This window comes from Bacillus sp. 3255, assembly GCF_031456485.1.
In the GTDB taxonomy this organism is placed as follows: Bacteria; Bacillota; Bacilli; order Paenibacillales; family NBRC-103111; genus Paenibacillus_E.
In genome coordinates this window covers 16,572-31,868 of sequence record NZ_JAVDUS010000018.1, presented here as the reverse complement: position 1 = coordinate 31,868, position 15,297 = coordinate 16,572, and the positions used below count along the sequence as shown (strand labels likewise).

The window sequence follows — 15,297 nt, the reverse complement described above, 5'->3', positions numbered from 1 at the left end:
AACTTATTCCGTTGTGTAAGGCAACAATGCGATTGTACGAGCACGCTTGATAGCGATCGTCAATGCACGTTGGTACTTAGCGGAAGTACCAGTTACACGGCGAGGAAGGATCTTCCCGCGCTCACTGATGAACTTTTTAAGAGTTTCAATGTCTTTATAGTCAATGTGCTTGATTTTGTTAACTGTGAAGTAACAAACTTTACGACGTTTGCCTTTACCGCCTTTGCCACGAGGAGCAAATTTGCGATCGCCGCGATCTTCACTATTGTTATCTCTTTTTTGGAAAGCCATTAGTTTGTTCAGTCCTTTCTACTTTAGAATGGCAAGTCATCATCGGAAATATCGATCGGTTTTCCGTCATCGATGAAAGGATCCTGCTGTCCGCGTGACCCACCGCCGCGATTGCCGCTGCTTGCGCCATAGTTGGCGTTCGCATTCGATCCGCCGCCGTCTTCGCGATTCGCACCGTTGCTGGACTCAAGGAAACGTACATTATCGGCAATGACTTCGGTCACATAAACTCTCTTGCCCTCGTTATTGTCGTAATTCCGTACTTGAATGCGTCCTTCCACTGCTGTCAAACGGCCTTTACGCAAATAATTCGCGCATGTTTCGGCAAGCTGCCGCCATGTTACGATATTGATAAAGTCCGCTTCACGTTCTTTCGAACCTGCATTCGTGAAAGGGCGGTCTACCGCAAGTGTAAATTGCGTTACGGCTACGCCTGCTGGCGTATAACGTAGTTCCGGATCTCTGGTCAATCTACCGATAAGAATGACACGGTTCAACATCGAACATTCCCCCTGACGAAAAATACTGGCATGAATTAAGCTACGTCGTTTGTGATTAAGTGACGGATAACTTCATCCGTGATCTTAAGTACGCGATCAAGTTCAGTTACAACAGCAGGCTCTGCGTTGAAGTGTACCAGCACGTAGTGCCCGTCACGGAACTTATTGATCTCATACGCAAGACGGCGTTTGCCCATCAGGTCTTGTTTGGAGACTTCGCCTCCACCGTTCGTGATGATGCCTTGGAACTTTTCTACTGTAGATTGAACAACTTCTTGCTCAACGTCAGTACGAATGATGTACATCAGTTCATATTTGCGCATGTATGTCACCTCCTTATGGACTTAGCGGCTCCCTTCAAGCTTGCTTGTACAAGCGAAGGAGCAAGGAGCGAGGATTCTTTTTCAAAACTCGCACCTGAATACTATATCAAATTGCGCGGCGGATTACAAGTTTTTATCTTGAGGAATTGATCTGTCGTCCATCGCTAATGGGGCAAGGATGAACATGGCAATCCCTATCGTACATGGTTCCCCTGTCTTGGGACAATCTAAACATGATTGAAAATCTTCTGATGAGGTGATCAATATGGGTGAATGGACAGTATTCAATGAAGGCGACCATGTTCCTAACGACGGCGTATACATCGAGATGGGCGAAGATGCCGTCCACATGGGAATTGAGAACCCGAAAATCGTCACATTAAAAAAAGGCGACCGCTTCCCGGAGAACAGCAATCACAATCGGAAATGGCATCGCAAAAAGCCATGACGAGGAGACTGCAGGTATGAGAACTTCCACCTTTACCTGGCTGTTTACCTTCATTGGCGCAGCACTCTGTTTGATGCATTATTTATTTCACGATCATGATGCTTTCTACATGATTTTCTATGCGCTGAGCGTTCCGGCTTGGTTCGCATCTACGTTCACGAACGTCTATGAAATCTCCATGTTCCGGATGTTGATCATTTATGTACTGACGATCGCCACTTGGGCGCTTGTCGGCTATGTCATCGACAGGTTCTCGGTCAGCTACCGCAACCGGGACAGAAACTATTAGCAGCATGGCTGCCATCACACAACAACTGGCCCTTCTGTAGGAGTTCTACTTAAGGGCCAGTTCTTTGTATTGGAACGTTCATACGATAAACCTATACCCGGATCCCCATACGGTACCTATATACTGGGGTTTGGACGGGGTTTCCTCGATTTTCTCACGGATTCTGGCGATATGGACGGTTACCGTCGAAGCGTCGCCCAATGAATCCAGCCCCCAAATTCGCTCGAACAATTCTTCCTTGCCGAACACCCGGTTGGCATTTTGCAGAAGAAACAGCAGCAGATCAAATTCTTTTTGTGCCAGTGTCACTTCATTCCCATTCACGAACACTCTTCGTGCGTCCTTGTGCACTTCAAGTCCTCTCACTTGAAGCTTGCTGCCTTCGTTGCCTTTGCCGAACCGCTCTTTCATTCGCTCAAATTTCTTCAAATGCGCGCTAACCCGGGCCACCAGCTCTCCGGAACTGAACGGCTTCGTGATGTAATCGTCCGCTCCGAGGCCTAAGCCGTTGATTTTATAAATTTCTTCCGCTCTGGCCGAAACCAACAGAACCGGAATATCATCGTTTTCGCGCACGGTTCTCAGCACTTCGAATCCATCGATATCCGGAAGCATGATATCTAAGATGATAAGCTCAAACTGTTCTTCCTTCAGCGCCTTCAAGCCTGCCGATCCGCTGTTTACGATGGTTACCGAGTACCCGCTCAGCTCCAGATAGTCCCTCTGCAGATTGGCAATACTTTGATCGTCCTCGACAATAAGAATCTTCTTCATCCTATCCTCCCAAACACCTAGAACTTCTTCAACGAAATCATAATCCGGGTCCCTTCCCCTACCTGACTGGTCGCCCAGATCTTCCCTTCATGACCTTCCACAATCTGCTTGGCGATCGCCAGACCTAGTCCGCTGCCGATCTTCCTGGAGGGGTCCGCCTGATAAAACCGATCGAAAATGTGTGGAAGCTTATTCTCTGGTATGCCTTTACCATTATCTCTTATCTCTATAATCGCCGATGTTCGCGTTTCTCTTAATATAATGGCAACCCGCCCAGTCCCCTTCTCGACATAAGTCAAGGCATTATCCAAAATGTTCTGAATGACCCTCTTTAATCTTTCGACGTCGATTAATACTTGAACAGGGGCTTGTAATTCACTTATTAATTCAATCGTAACATTTGCCTTCTGAAATTCATAATTGTAATCCCCGACACAATCCTCGAAATACGCCTGTAGATCGCTCCTCTCGAAATGGTACGGGAGCTGGTTCAGATCCAGCTTGGAATATAGAAGCAGATCATCGATCATCGCATTCACCAAAATAGCTTTGGAGCGTGCTGTCTCCAGGTATTCTTCCAGCTTCTCAGGGGTCTTCGCCACCCCGTCTATGATGCCTTCTATATACCCTTTTATGGAAGTAACCGGTGTTTTCAAATCATGAGAAATGCTGGAAACGAGGAACTTGCGGTTATCGTCATACTTTTGCTGTAAATAGACCGATTCTTTCAGTTTGATCCTCATGAGCTCCAAAGTCCGGCATAGTTCGCGAATTTCGTCTTCGCCCTCCTCAGGGATGCCGCGGCTCAAATCCCCTTCGCTGATGGCTATCGCCGCTTTCTTCAGCCTGGCAATAGGCGAAACGATCCCGCGTGAGAATCTATAAGAAACCCATAAATTCATAAGAAGGAATATCACTGTGAAGAAGCTTAAAGTGAATATGGCGAAACTCCAGTAAATGCCGTATTTCAGCTTGGTCGGAGCGAGCAGCAGGAGAACGCCCGTATCTCCGCTTGACAGCGCATAGTCGGCCCGGGCATACATATACATACTGCCATCGAGCTCCAGCGTGTCCGAGCCGGAGGAGCCGTCCGACAGGATCAGGCTTTTCTCGATATCGATCTTCGCGAAGCTTTTGGTAGCGTATAGAACTTCCCTATTTTTAATCACAATGACATGAGCTCCCACTGCGTTTGCCCGTCCGGCAAGCTCTTTCTGAAACTTGGTATCCATGAGCTGCTCGAATTTGTATGTCTGAGCTTCACTTCGGAGTTCGCTGATTGCCGCCCTCACCTCGATAAACTGCTGAAACTCCTTCATCTGGACTTCACGGCCGAAAACTTTTGTATAGGAAGCTATGAAAATAATGGCCGCCAGGACGGTCAAACCGATCGAAGCCAGCACAGCCAGCGCATTCATCGTGAAAAAGCGTTTAGTGAAATTCATACAGATTCCTCTCTAGATATCTTTCCTGTCAAACAAATAATAACCTGTTGTAAATAACATGATACCACATCCCGAGATGATTAGAACTTGACGGACTATTTTCAACCAGTTGATCGTTTCCGAGATCCAGAGAATGTACCAATCAAACATCGATGTAATAAAAAAGCTGGAATACGAAGAAAACATAATACCAAAGAAATTAAAAGCAATAAAAACGAGGATGGCTAGGAAGAAAACAGCTAACCCGCCCTGAATGACATTCGCCAACAGCACGACGATAAGGGCAAATACGAATACAGGAAAGAAGGTTAACCCATAGGATACGATCACTTTGAATACACCCACCAAACTGGCGGACGACGGATTAAAGATGAAACCGGCGAGCAGGGATAAGATCATAACAAAAAGCAGATTTCCCGCGATGAATAAAGCCAAATTCAAAACCTTCGCGCTAAATACGCCAAATCTGGAGACCGGTCTTAAAAGCGTAATTTTCATTGTATTCGATGAAGATTCGCCGTTAAACATATCGATAGCCACGAAGATGGCAAACAGCGGTAATATCGTATACGTAAAGAATGACAGTACGACAATCGGAAACTCAACACTGCCTACTACCCGCAATCCAAGACCGTGCTTAATCGTCGTGACGGCAATTTGTCCGATGATTACAGCAAGCGTGGATAAAATGGCGGCTGCCATCAATTTTTTCTTTTTGAGCAGCTTCACGGATTCATTCACAAATGCAGCCTTAAATCCTGCCATTCCTGTCCACCTCGCTAACGAAATAATTTTCAAGAGAAGAATAATATGAAAGGATTTGCTGCGTGTACTCGACATTGACCAGCTTACCCCCGTATACGATCCCAATTCTTGTGCAAGTTAATTCCACATCGTGAATCAAGTGACTGGAGATGAAGAACGTCGTACCTTCCTGCGACAGCTGCTTGATCAGCTTCCTCATCTCCAGCATTCCTTCTACATCCAGTCCATTCAAGGGCTCGTCCAGAATAAGCAGCTTAGGCTTGGACAGGATTGCCGCCGCTATACCTAACCTTTGCTTCATGCCAAGCGAGAACTTTTGTGCTTTCTCATTTTTATATTTCAACATGCCCGTAGTCTCCAGGCACTCGTCTATTCTTCGTTGGTCGACTTCCGGATAATATCTGGCAAACAGCTTCAAGTTCTCATTAGCCGTCAAATACGGATACGACTCCGCTGTTTCAATCATACAGCCTACATGTTTCATGGCGTTAACATAGTCCTCCGTAATGCTCGCGCCAAAAATCTTCACATCTCCGTGATCCGGTTTCATAAGACCCGTCATCATTTTCATCGCCGTCGTCTTCCCGGCCCCATTCGGACCCAGAAATCCGAACACATCTCCTTGATCTACATCCAAATTCAGCTCGCTGATACCCCGGCCATTCTTGAATGACTTGGTTAGCCCGCTGATTTCAATAGCTTTGACTGTCAATGGATATCCCCCTCATAAACATGCTCAGGAAGCTGCATGAGCGCAGCCTCCTGAACTTCTTGTTTTTATTCGAATACGCGATCGAACTGACCGTCATAGAATGGTTTCGAATCTGATCTGTATGTGTCTTTGTTGCTAACTTCCAAATTCATATCGAAATAGATCTTGCCGGAGCCGTTCGGATGGATCATACCGTTCTTCTGCTCACCTTTCGCATCGGTATACGTGAAGGTCGAAGAGGCTGCCAGATTGTATTCGAAGTTGAAGACATCCTTATCCGGATATTCCTTCTCGTAACCAGGCTTCACGGTTTCAGTGAATTTCCCAGTCACTTTATCGCCGTCAACATTTGTGATTTCAATGGTTCTCTCACCGATCTTCACAAACTTGCCGTCTTTCTCCATGATGATGTTGTTTTTGTATGTTCCTACATACTTGCTGCTGAAACCGCTTGAGTAGCTGACTTTCTCAACATTCGCACCGGTTAGATCAGGCGTGACGATCTTCGTGTTCCCTACATCGGAAAGCTTCATAACAACATTCAGCGTTAAATCGTGTTGAACGCCATTCGCATCTTTCCCCGACAAGATGATGTCGCCAGTCACATTTTCCAGATAGCCGGCTTTATTCTCTAGGGCAGATCCCACAACCTTTTTCACGAAAATATCGTTTTCGATTCTCGGTAGACTTTGCCCATCATTCAACATCTGTTTGAAACCGAAGGAAGATACGGCGTTTGCGATAGCAGGTACTTGTGCTTCAGACAAGCTTCCGGAGTACACTTTGCTACCGTTAGCCCCCTCTTCGACTTGTACGTAATCTTTGAGGTTACCGACAACAGCGTCAACAATCTTCTCAATCTCCGGAGCTCCCTTTTCATTGAAAGGATTATCGAAATCTGCCGGACCGCGTTGTTTGATATTAGCCGGGTGCTCACTTACATAGTACTTATCGTCCGTACCGTTTTTCCGTACCGTTAGTTTTGCGTCGGCGTAGGAATAGTTAGTCGTTGTTATGCCATCTGTCGTAGTTACTCTATTGGTCTCGGTCAATTGGTTGACCGTGTCCATCTTCTGAGTTTCGGATGCTTGCATCAAAACTTGGCCATTGTCTTTCAACGAATACAGAGCCTCAACCGTATAGTTATTCAAACCTTTCTCCATCATGGCTGCCGTCGTTTTGGCAGAGCCTTTCAAGCGGTCATACCCAGACCCGAGCAGCGTATCGGCGAAAGCGGTAGATACGAACAAGCACGCTCCGATCGTAAATGAAAGTACCGTAATTCCTTTTTTACTAAGTTTCATTTCGGTTCTCCTTTAATAACACGAATTAGGGGGAAACGTTTCCTTATCTCTATTGTAAAACATGCTTATTGCATCCTTCTAAATGGAATATTAACAAAGTATAAACTCTGGGCAAGATAGGAAAGGCCGTACAGCATCTCTCAGCTGCACGGCCTCATCCTCACTTCTGATATACATTCTTCTCCGATATCTTCCCGTCCGCGAAGTAGACAATTCTCATGTAATAGCCGGGTTGGTTCGAAATCGCAAATTCGTACGTCCTCTTGCCGTTCTCTTCTTTAACCAACTTCCCTTTGACTCCTGTCGCTTTCACCATTTCGTCATAGGTGCTTGTCATGCTTATTTTATCAGCCTGTTCCCGCGTCAACTGCGGAAGAGGCTCTTCCTTCGTCGTGTTAGTGCCGCCTGCTGCCGGCGTTGCTGTCGCTGTTCCTCCTGTACCACCGCTTGTCCCGCTTGGCGTTGCAGATGCCCCTGCGGACGGCTGTACGGTCGCTCCTGCGCTTACCGTCGGGCTAGGCGATGCTGCCTCTTCATTCTTCTTAGCGCAGCCTGCGGCTGCTACGACGGCTGCTAGCGTCACCATCAAGATCAACCATTTCTTCATATGTTACTCCTCCTTCGTGATGCCCATACACATAGATATAAACTATTTTGCTTGTTTTTAAACAGTTTTATTCTAAACGGAATTGGCGTCGAAATTGTTTCACGTGGAACGATTTTATACATAGCTATTTGAAAATAAAAGAAGCCTCCTGCGATTACAGGAGACTCTCTAATCACTATTCAGATCAGTACGGAAAGAGTGGGATTCGAACCCACGCACGCCTCGCGACGCCTAGCTGATTTCGAGTCAGCCCCCTTGGGCCTCTTGGGTACCTTTCCACGAAAAGTGAGAACAGGATTTATTATAACAAACAATCCGTGTTCTCGCAAGTACCTGTCCCATTTTTTCATGAGGACGTTTCTTCGTCTCCTTCAACCGCCGCTGCGTTGGAGCGAAGCACTTTCTTCAACTTGCTCTCAAACTTCGTTCGGGGTACCAGGACACTATGTTTACATCCCACACATTTGATCCGAATGTCCATTCCCATCCGTATGATTTCCATCTCATTGGTGCCACACGGATGGGGCTTTTTCATTTGCACAATATCGCCAAGCTGATACTGCTTTTTCTCCATTCGTCCGCCACCGCCTTCCACTTCAAGTTAGCTATTCTCGATTTGCACCGTATCCAACCTTTTCTTAATTTCAATATTCAAAAGTCTGGTCACATTAAACTGCCTAGTCGGTTTACATTCGGCAATGATCCGGATTTTCAAATCCGTGGAGCCTACAACTTGAACGCCAAGCACCTCCGGCTCTTTGACAACGTCGTCTGTTAACTCATGTACATGCTTGGCCGTTTCTTTCAGCACTTTCGTAGCTTCATCAATATCCATATGATGCGGGATGGTCACATCGACAACAGCCAATGAATTGTAAGTTGAGAAATTCGTCACTTGCTTAATATTTCCGTTCGGGATGATATGCACTTCCCCGGTCCAGCTTTTGATTCTCGTCACGCGAATGCCGATTTCTTCTACCGTTCCTTTATAGGAATCAATTTGGATGACATCTCCAACCCCGAATTGATCCTCGAAAATAATGAAGAAACCTGTAATAACATCCTTCACCAAACTCTGCGCTCCGAAACCTATCGCCAATCCAAGAACCCCCGCACCGGCAAGCAGCGGCCCCAGATTAAAACCTATTTGCCCTAAGATTAGCATAATACATATTAAATTAACCGTATATGCTATTAAATTATGTATGAGACTACCAATCGTATTCGTCCTTCGCCTATCAAACTTCAGTGGCGACCTATCTCTAGCAGCCATCATATGTGCTATTGTTTTGTCCGCTATTTTAATACATATTCTAGCAGCTATATAAATAACAATAATTTTCACTAGAATCCAGAATAGCGATGCCAGCATCTCAGGTTTCATGACATGCTCGCGAATCCAGTTCATCAGATCAGTAAAATACTTGGTAATAAAGGCCAAGGTTTAGACCTCCTTTTTCATTCCATCGTAACATATTTATCTTCTATTTTAAAATAGATGCCTCTGATTTCTACCTTCTCAGACTCTATAATCTCTTTGACTTCCGCTAGATTCTCCCCCGGGAATTCAATAGACAAAGCACAGCCCGCTGTGACCTCCTTAGGCGTCGGCCTTATGTCGATTTCGATATCCGCGTACTCTAGCAGCATCTCGGCACGGAGGGCTTGCTGGGTCGAATCGAAGGCCAACAGCATGATCGAAATATTCAAGGAAAAACCCTCCTCTCCTACGTATAAATGTCTCTATCTATCCATATACTAGTAAAAAAAGAAGAAGTACTTGGAGGGATAAAATGAAATTCCAATTTGGTTTCGACGGAATGAAAGATACGGATCTAGCCCCACTCAAAATCCAGCATACAGATGCCGATACCCCTTTTCTTCTCTCTAAGCATTTGCAAGCCATCTTTAGCAAGCTACCATCCTATCAACCTATTGTTATCATCTGTGTTGGAACCGATCGCTCTACTGGCGACTCGCTCGGTCCGTTAGTCGGCTCTCATCTTAATCGTACAACCAATCTTCGGAACCTTCATTTGTTCGGCACTCTGGATGAACCTGTTCACGCCATGAATCTGGCGGATACGGTTGAGAAGATAAATCGTCAGTTCGATAACCCGTTCATCGTAGCCGTCGATGCTTGCTTAGGTCAAGTCTCAAGTGTCGGCTGCATCCAAGTTGCGGATGGCCCCCTCAAGCCTGGTGCCGGTGTGAATAAAGACCTTCCTCCGGTTGGCAACATTCACGTCACGGGCATTGTCAACGTCGGAGGATTCATGGAATATTTCGTGCTGCAAAATACAAGGCTTAGCTTAGTCATGAATATGGCCAACGTAATTGGCGATGCGCTTCACTCCGCATTGCGTCGTACGCAAGCTTATTCGCCAAGCATTAAGACGGCTTTAAAGTTTGACTAATGGCTTCTTTTTCTTCCGGACTTAGTGTAAATGTGGATTGACCATTTTGAATCGGCTTAGCGTATAGATACATCTGCTCCCTGCTATGTATACCTGTTAACACTACGCCATCTTGATAATCATCCAGAATTGCCACAGTAAAGCTTAAGTTGCTTCCGCCATCTTGAAAAGCATTATAGCGATGAATGGCGACTTTCGATTTCATCTTCGTTAAGGATTGGCGAATCGTTTCTACATGGGCTGAAGTCATTGCGGATTCGGCCTTTTGCGCGTTGATTTCGCTTTGCATATCAATGACGAGCTGCTCCATATTTTCTGCTTGTGAGCCGTTCATCATTCGCACGTACTGCTTCCGCAAGGATGATAATTTCGTGGAAAGCACAATGACGTAAATAAATAATATCAAGATAAGCACATAACTGGACAGCACAACAATGCCGCCATCCAAGCCATACAGTTCCCCCATGGTTGATCCCTCTTTCTACTTAGCATACTGCGTTTGGATCTCTTTGACTGCCTGAATAAGAGCATCCACTTCTTCATTCGTTGTGAAATATCCGATACTGGCTCGAACCGCGCCACTGGCTAGCGTGCCTGCTGACTCATGGGCCAGCGGTGAGCAATGATAGCCGGAACGAACGGCGATTTGAAATGACTGGTCCAAAATAAAGGCTACTTCCGAAGAATCCGCATCATGAATATTAAAGGAAACAATCCCTGTCTTATTTTGTCCAAGTGCAGGTCCAAGAATCGTGACCCCTTTAATTCCCAGTAAACCTTCCATTAGCCTTTGAGTTAGATTCCACTCTTTCTCATGGATTTTCTCAATCGTCTCTGAGAGTATGAATTTCACGCCTTCATTCAAGCCCGCGATCCCTACCGTGTTTTGCGTCCCCGCCTCATACCGGTCAGGTCGTACGGTTGGCTGGTGAATAGCTTCTGATTGACTCCCCGTCCCCCCATGAAGGAGAGGCTCCAAATCGATATTCGGATGAACATACAACCCGCCCGTTCCCTGAGGCCCTAGAAGCCCCTTGTGTCCCGGGAAAGCCAACATATCGATATTCATATTCCCTACATGAATGGGCAGAATTCCGGCGCTCTGAGCGGCGTCTACGAGCAGCTTAGCGCCATGCATACGGCATATTTCACCGATCTCAGCAACAGGCATAATCGTGCCTAACAAATTAGAGCTATGATTGACGACAACAAGTGATGTATTCGAACGCAAAGCCTGTTTCAGCTCATCTAACCGGATATTTCCCTGCACGTCATTGCGAATATATGTAAGCTCAACTTGACCAGAGGCTCTCAGATGTTCAAGCGGTCTTCGAACCGAATTATGTTCGATATTCGTGCAAATCACATGATCTCCAGGTTTAACAAACCCTTTAATCGCTTGATTAAGCGCTTGTGTTGTGTTCAAGGCAAACGATATGTCGTTCGGATTTTTAATACTGAATAGCTTAGCGAGGTTTTTCCTTGTATCAAAAAGCACCCTGCTCGATTTGACCGCCATCTGATGGCTTCCCCGACCTGGATTGGCCGCGTATTCCTGCATGCAATTCATCATGGCTTCCATGACGGCTGGCGGCTTCGGCCAGGAGGTTGCCGCTTGATCGAAATACATAATTCCCTCCATACTACGATCACCCTCTCCTACGAAATCGAAGTTCCACTCATAAATATAGCATACCTTAGTTTGATCTTTCTGCTCGAAAGAAAACCATCGGTATGCTATCTAATTTTAAGAGATTTTGCCTTGAAGTAATTCTAGCAGACGGTTCAAATCGTCCTTCGAATAATAGAGCAGTTCGATTTTCCCTTTATCCTGCTGATGCTTGATTTTCACCGTTGTACGGTAAATATCCCTCAGTTGATCCTCAGCTTGATTAATATAGGGGTCTCTATTCTTTTCTTTTTGCTTCGGTTTTTCTTTTTCCTGCCCTGGCGCTTCCTCCAGCATTTTCACTGCTTCTTCTAGCTCACGGACACTCCACTGCTTGGAGATTGTCGCTTCGGCAAGCTCTTTCTTCACTTTGTCATCTTTGACACCGACAATGGCTCTCGCATGTCCCATGGATAATGTTCCACGTGAAACATATTGCTTGATTGACTCCGGCAGCTGCAGCAGTCGAAGGAAGTTCGCGATATGCGAACGGCTTTTCCCTACCTTGGCGGAGAGCTCTTCTTGCGTAAGAGAAAACTGATCAATAATACCTTGATAAGCAAAAGCAATCTCCATCGCATTCAAGTCTTCCCGCTGCACATTCTCGATAAGGGCAATCTCCATAACCTGCTGATCGGTGAAAGATCTTTCAACAGCTGGAATTGTAGCAAGTCCTGACATTTGCGAAGCCCGAAATCTGCGCTCGCCGGCAATGATCTCATAGCCTTTAAGGACTTTACGCACAATAATCGGTTGAATAACGCCATGCTCTTTAATCGAGTCCGATAACTCTTTGATGCTATCTTCGTTGAAATGTTTCCTAGGTTGATAAGGGTTTGCTCTCAGTTGGGCCAAAGGAATTTGAACAACTTTATCACTTTCATCAATATGCAAAGAAGTAATTAAAGCGTCCAATCCCTTACCTAACCCCTTGGACAGACCTTTGGTCATATCGAGATCACTTCCTTCGCAAGCTCTAAATACACTTCCGCGCCTTTTGATCTAGGATCATAAGTAATAATCGATTGTCCGTGGCTGGGTGCTTCGCTTAAGCGAACGTTCCGCGGAATAATCGTTTGGTACACTTTCGTTTGGAAGTATTTCTTCACTTCCTCAATAACTTGAATGCCGAGGTTCGTCCTTGCATCAAACATCGTCAGCAGAACGCCTTCAATTTGAAGCCCTGTATTGAGATGCTTTTGAACCAAGCGAACTGTATTCAGCAGTTGGCTCAGCCCTTCAAGCGCATAGTATTCACATTGAATTGGGATAATGACAGAGTCTGCAGCCGTTAATGAATTAATCGTAAGAAGACCTAAAGATGGAGGACAATCAATAAGAATATAATCGTACAAATGTTTTACGAGTTGCAAAGACTTCTTCAGACGCACTTCTCTAGAAATCGTTGGGACAAGTTCAATCTCGGCACCGGCAAGCTGAATCGTAGCCGGCACGATTTTTAGATTTGGAACATTCGTATCTACTGTTGCATCTTTTGGGTGAACGTCGTTAATTAGCACATCATAGATGCAATTCACAACGTCTGCTTTATTAACACCAATCCCACTTGTCGTATTACCTTGCGGATCAATGTCAACAAGAAGCACTCTCTTCCCTAGAGAGGCCAGGGAAGCACCCAAATTAACAGAAGTTGTCGTCTTGCCGACGCCACCCTTCTGATTTGTTATTGCTATTATTTTAGACAAAACTATTTCACCTCAATCACTTATGTTCCAAATGCCAATCTACAGCAATAACTCTATCTTAACATATCTATCAACCAGTTACCTTATCTACTTTTGTTCATGATATCTCATAAGATGCAAAAAAACGGCTTGCGCCGTTTAAGGTAGCAATAAATGCTGGATTATCGTTTAGGAATTTTAATTACGATTTCATAATGATCTTCATGATCTTGCTCTTGGGTATTAATATTCAAACCGGAGCTGGTCACCATCTCAACAGATTGCCGAATGGTGTTTAAAGCTAAACGAACATCCTTCGAAAATGACACGCGACGCGCCTTCTTAATCTTCGTTGCTTCCTTTAAGAAATTGATCTTAATCTCCGTTTGCTTAACATTCAATTCCTTGGCGATCACTTCTTCAAGGATTTTCACCTGCAAATCTTCTTGATCCAAAGCCAACAGAGCACGAGCATGGCGTTCCGTAATTTTCCGCTCCATTAAGGCCATTTTCACTGGCTCACTTAAATGAAGTAAACGAATTTTGTTCGCAATCGTCGACTGGCTTTTGCCCAGTCGTTGCGCCAAGCTCTCTTGTGTCAAATCGTGCATCTCGATCAATTGTTGATAGGCGGCTGCCTCTTCTATAGCAGTCAAACCTTCGCGCTGCAAATTTTCAATAAGTGCAATGGAAGCCGCCTGCGAATCGTTAAAATCGCGGACGATGGCCGGGATCGTATCAAGCCCCAGCTTCTTCACCGCTCTTAACCGACGCTCACCGGCAATAAGCTCAAATGTATTGTTTTTGACCCTGACTACGATAGGTTGAATGACCCCGTGCGTTCGAATCGTTTGGCACAATTCATCGATACGATCATCGTCAAATAAAGTTCGAGGTTGATATGGACTTGGAATAATATTATTAACAGGTATGTTTTTGACTTCATCCAACGATGAACGATCAGCCAGTCCAAATAGCTTTGATATTTGCTCTTTCATAGGAAAACCTACCACCAACTCTTCCCGTAGTTTAAGCGACCATAACGATCCAAAGATAGACGACCTCTTCGTTCTACTCAAGGGCAACGACTTCGTCGTCCTTTGGGGGCGGGCGCGTTTGTCAAAGTTGACATGGAAAGCACCAGCAGTACCTGATCCTACTTTCCGATCAACGAACGAAAACGCTTGTCAAGATTACGGCGAAGTATGACAAGTGCAATCACATGATTTCGAATACATCCTACTTAATAATAATTCTCCATGAAAGCAAAATTTCCTGCTTTTCATGATTGTGAAACTTCGATGAACCATTCTCATTGAGTGTTTCACGTGGAACATTCTTAGCGCTTTTCTAGCGGCTCTTTCAAAGGTAGACCGGCTTTCCTCGGGTACTTCGCGGGCGTAGGAGCTAGCTTTTTGATTTCTACAAAATGCCGCATAGATTCCTCGATAGGCAGCTGCATAGGGATCACCCGCAGTACCTTCCCCCTGAGCTCGTTCAAGCTGTAGTCAGCAGCATGCAGCTCCTCGTCGATCTCCGCCCCCTTCATCGCAATGAAAGTTCCATCCTTCCTAACGAAAGGCAGGCAGAACTCATTCAAAACTTGAAGTCTAGCAACCGCTCTAGCCGTAACAAGATCGTATTGATCGCGGTACTTGGGCATTCTAGCAATATCCTCTGCCCTTCCGTGTACACAATCTGTGTCGGTTAGCCCTAGTTGGGAAACGATCTCTTTCAAAAATAAGATGCGTTTATTCAAAGAGTCGACAATCGTAACTTTCAAATGAGGAAAAGCAATCTTCAAAGGGATACTCGGAAACCCCGCCCCAGAACCAATGTCTGCGACGGAGTTTACCGATTTCATATTAAAGTGGAAAGCGACGGAAAGAGAATCATAGAAATGCTTCAAGTAAACTTGATCTCTCTCTGTAATTCCTGTCAAATTCATTCGCTCATTCCACTCGACAAGTGTCTTATAATATTGCTCGAATTGTTCTAATTGCCTATCGTTCAGCGTTATGTCGTGTTCTTCAAGCATACGTACAAATTGTTGTTGAATAGCGTCCAT

Annotated in this window: 21 protein-coding genes and 1 tRNA gene; 3 read left to right on the top strand and 19 right to left on the bottom strand. The window is 45.3% G+C overall.

Features of this window, described 5'->3' with window-relative positions:
- Positions 1-3: 3 nt before the first annotated feature.
- Genes rpsR through rpsF form a run of 3 tightly spaced genes read right to left on the bottom strand, consistent with a single transcriptional unit; the run spans position 4 to position 1,114 of the window.
- The gene (gene rpsR / locus J2X61_RS24875; protein ID WP_274471952.1) at positions 4-291 is read right to left on the bottom strand and encodes a 30S ribosomal protein S18; all 288 of its coding nucleotides are present in this window, start codon (positions 289-291) and stop codon (positions 4-6) included.
- A 23-nt stretch (positions 292-314) separates the two neighbouring features.
- A complete protein-coding gene (gene ssb, locus J2X61_RS24870) occupies positions 315-791 on the bottom strand; it encodes a single-stranded DNA-binding protein (protein ID WP_274471953.1) in 477 nt (158 codons plus the stop codon).
- Between the two features lie 35 nt (positions 792-826).
- Complete coding sequence (gene rpsF, locus J2X61_RS24865; RefSeq protein ID WP_274471954.1) at positions 827-1,114, bottom strand: 30S ribosomal protein S6; 288 nt, start codon at positions 1,112-1,114, stop codon at positions 827-829.
- A 265-nt stretch (positions 1,115-1,379) separates the two neighbouring features.
- Here rpsF and J2X61_RS24860 point away from each other — a divergent pair, with 265 nt between their 5' ends.
- On the top strand, positions 1,380-1,562 hold the full coding sequence (locus J2X61_RS24860) for a YjzC family protein (RefSeq protein ID WP_274471955.1): 183 nt from the start codon (positions 1,380-1,382) through the stop codon (positions 1,560-1,562).
- 16 nt (positions 1,563-1,578) lie between these two features.
- On the top strand, positions 1,579-1,851 hold the full coding sequence (locus J2X61_RS24855; protein WP_274471956.1) for a hypothetical protein: 273 nt from the start codon (positions 1,579-1,581) through the stop codon (positions 1,849-1,851).
- 78 nt (positions 1,852-1,929) lie between these two features.
- On the opposite strand, the gene J2X61_RS24850 is transcribed toward J2X61_RS24855, so the two are convergent.
- From J2X61_RS24850 to J2X61_RS24805, 10 genes are all read right to left on the bottom strand, one after another.
- Positions 1,930-2,625, bottom strand: coding sequence for a response regulator transcription factor (locus tag J2X61_RS24850; protein WP_274471958.1), 696 nt, complete (start codon positions 2,623-2,625; stop codon positions 1,930-1,932).
- Between the two features lie 17 nt (positions 2,626-2,642).
- Positions 2,643-4,070, bottom strand: a complete 1,428-nt coding sequence (locus tag J2X61_RS24845; RefSeq protein WP_310191577.1) for a sensor histidine kinase — start codon at positions 4,068-4,070, stop codon at positions 2,643-2,645.
- A gap of 12 nt (positions 4,071-4,082) precedes the next feature.
- Positions 4,083-4,910, bottom strand: a complete 828-nt coding sequence (locus J2X61_RS24840) for an ABC transporter permease (protein WP_310191575.1) — start codon at positions 4,908-4,910, stop codon at positions 4,083-4,085.
- Positions 4,822-5,547 carry an ABC transporter ATP-binding protein gene (locus J2X61_RS24835; RefSeq protein WP_310191572.1) on the bottom strand — a complete coding sequence of 242 codons (726 nt, stop codon included), beginning with the start codon at positions 5,545-5,547 and terminating at the stop codon, positions 4,822-4,824. The genes J2X61_RS24840 and J2X61_RS24835 overlap by 89 nt, the downstream gene beginning before the upstream one ends.
- A 65-nt stretch (positions 5,548-5,612) precedes the next feature.
- Complete coding sequence (locus J2X61_RS24830) at positions 5,613-6,851, bottom strand: hypothetical protein (RefSeq protein WP_310191569.1); 1,239 nt, start codon at positions 6,849-6,851, stop codon at positions 5,613-5,615.
- A 160-nt stretch (positions 6,852-7,011) separates the two neighbouring features.
- Positions 7,012-7,458, bottom strand: a complete 447-nt coding sequence (locus J2X61_RS24825) for a hypothetical protein (RefSeq protein ID WP_274471962.1) — start codon at positions 7,456-7,458, stop codon at positions 7,012-7,014.
- Positions 7,459-7,648: 190 nt separating this feature from the next.
- Positions 7,649-7,736: transfer RNA gene (locus J2X61_RS24820), tRNA-Ser, on the bottom strand.
- A 68-nt stretch (positions 7,737-7,804) separates the two neighbouring features.
- Positions 7,805-8,032 carry a DUF951 domain-containing protein gene (locus J2X61_RS24815; protein ID WP_274471963.1) on the bottom strand — a complete coding sequence of 76 codons (228 nt, stop codon included), beginning with the start codon at positions 8,030-8,032 and terminating at the stop codon, positions 7,805-7,807.
- A 27-nt stretch (positions 8,033-8,059) separates the two neighbouring features.
- On the bottom strand, positions 8,060-8,731 hold the full coding sequence (locus tag J2X61_RS24810; protein ID WP_274472007.1) for a mechanosensitive ion channel family protein: 672 nt from the start codon (positions 8,729-8,731) through the stop codon (positions 8,060-8,062).
- A 185-nt stretch (positions 8,732-8,916) separates the two neighbouring features.
- Complete coding sequence (locus J2X61_RS24805; RefSeq protein WP_274472008.1) at positions 8,917-9,153, bottom strand: putative Se/S carrier protein; 237 nt, start codon at positions 9,151-9,153, stop codon at positions 8,917-8,919.
- 98 nt (positions 9,154-9,251) lie between these two features.
- On the opposite strand from J2X61_RS24805, the gene yyaC reads away from it, so the two are divergent.
- Complete coding sequence (yyaC, locus tag J2X61_RS24800) at positions 9,252-9,875, top strand: spore protease YyaC (RefSeq protein ID WP_274471965.1); 624 nt, start codon at positions 9,252-9,254, stop codon at positions 9,873-9,875.
- Here the strand turns inward: yyaC and J2X61_RS24795 are convergent.
- The 6 genes from J2X61_RS24795 to rsmG form a co-directional block, all read right to left on the bottom strand.
- A complete protein-coding gene (locus J2X61_RS24795) occupies positions 9,850-10,341 on the bottom strand; it encodes a DUF4446 family protein (RefSeq protein WP_310191567.1) in 492 nt (163 codons plus the stop codon). The genes yyaC and J2X61_RS24795 overlap by 26 nt on opposite strands.
- Positions 10,342-10,356: 15 nt before the next feature.
- Positions 10,357-11,517 (bottom strand): aminotransferase class V-fold PLP-dependent enzyme, encoded by a 1,161-nt coding sequence (locus J2X61_RS24790; protein WP_310191564.1) that lies wholly within the window; start codon positions 11,515-11,517, stop codon positions 10,357-10,359.
- 105 nt (positions 11,518-11,622) lie between these two features.
- Positions 11,623-12,483, bottom strand: coding sequence for a ParB/RepB/Spo0J family partition protein (locus J2X61_RS24785; RefSeq protein WP_274472009.1), 861 nt, complete (start codon positions 12,481-12,483; stop codon positions 11,623-11,625).
- A gap of 8 nt (positions 12,484-12,491) precedes the next feature.
- A complete protein-coding gene (locus J2X61_RS24780; RefSeq protein WP_274471969.1) occupies positions 12,492-13,250 on the bottom strand; it encodes a ParA family protein in 759 nt (252 codons plus the stop codon).
- 161 nt (positions 13,251-13,411) lie between these two features.
- Complete coding sequence (gene noc / locus J2X61_RS24775; RefSeq protein ID WP_274471970.1) at positions 13,412-14,227, bottom strand: nucleoid occlusion protein; 816 nt, start codon at positions 14,225-14,227, stop codon at positions 13,412-13,414.
- A 341-nt stretch (positions 14,228-14,568) separates the two neighbouring features.
- Positions 14,569-15,297 (bottom strand): 16S rRNA (guanine(527)-N(7))-methyltransferase RsmG, encoded by a 729-nt coding sequence (gene rsmG, locus J2X61_RS24770; RefSeq protein WP_310191561.1) that lies wholly within the window; start codon positions 15,295-15,297, stop codon positions 14,569-14,571.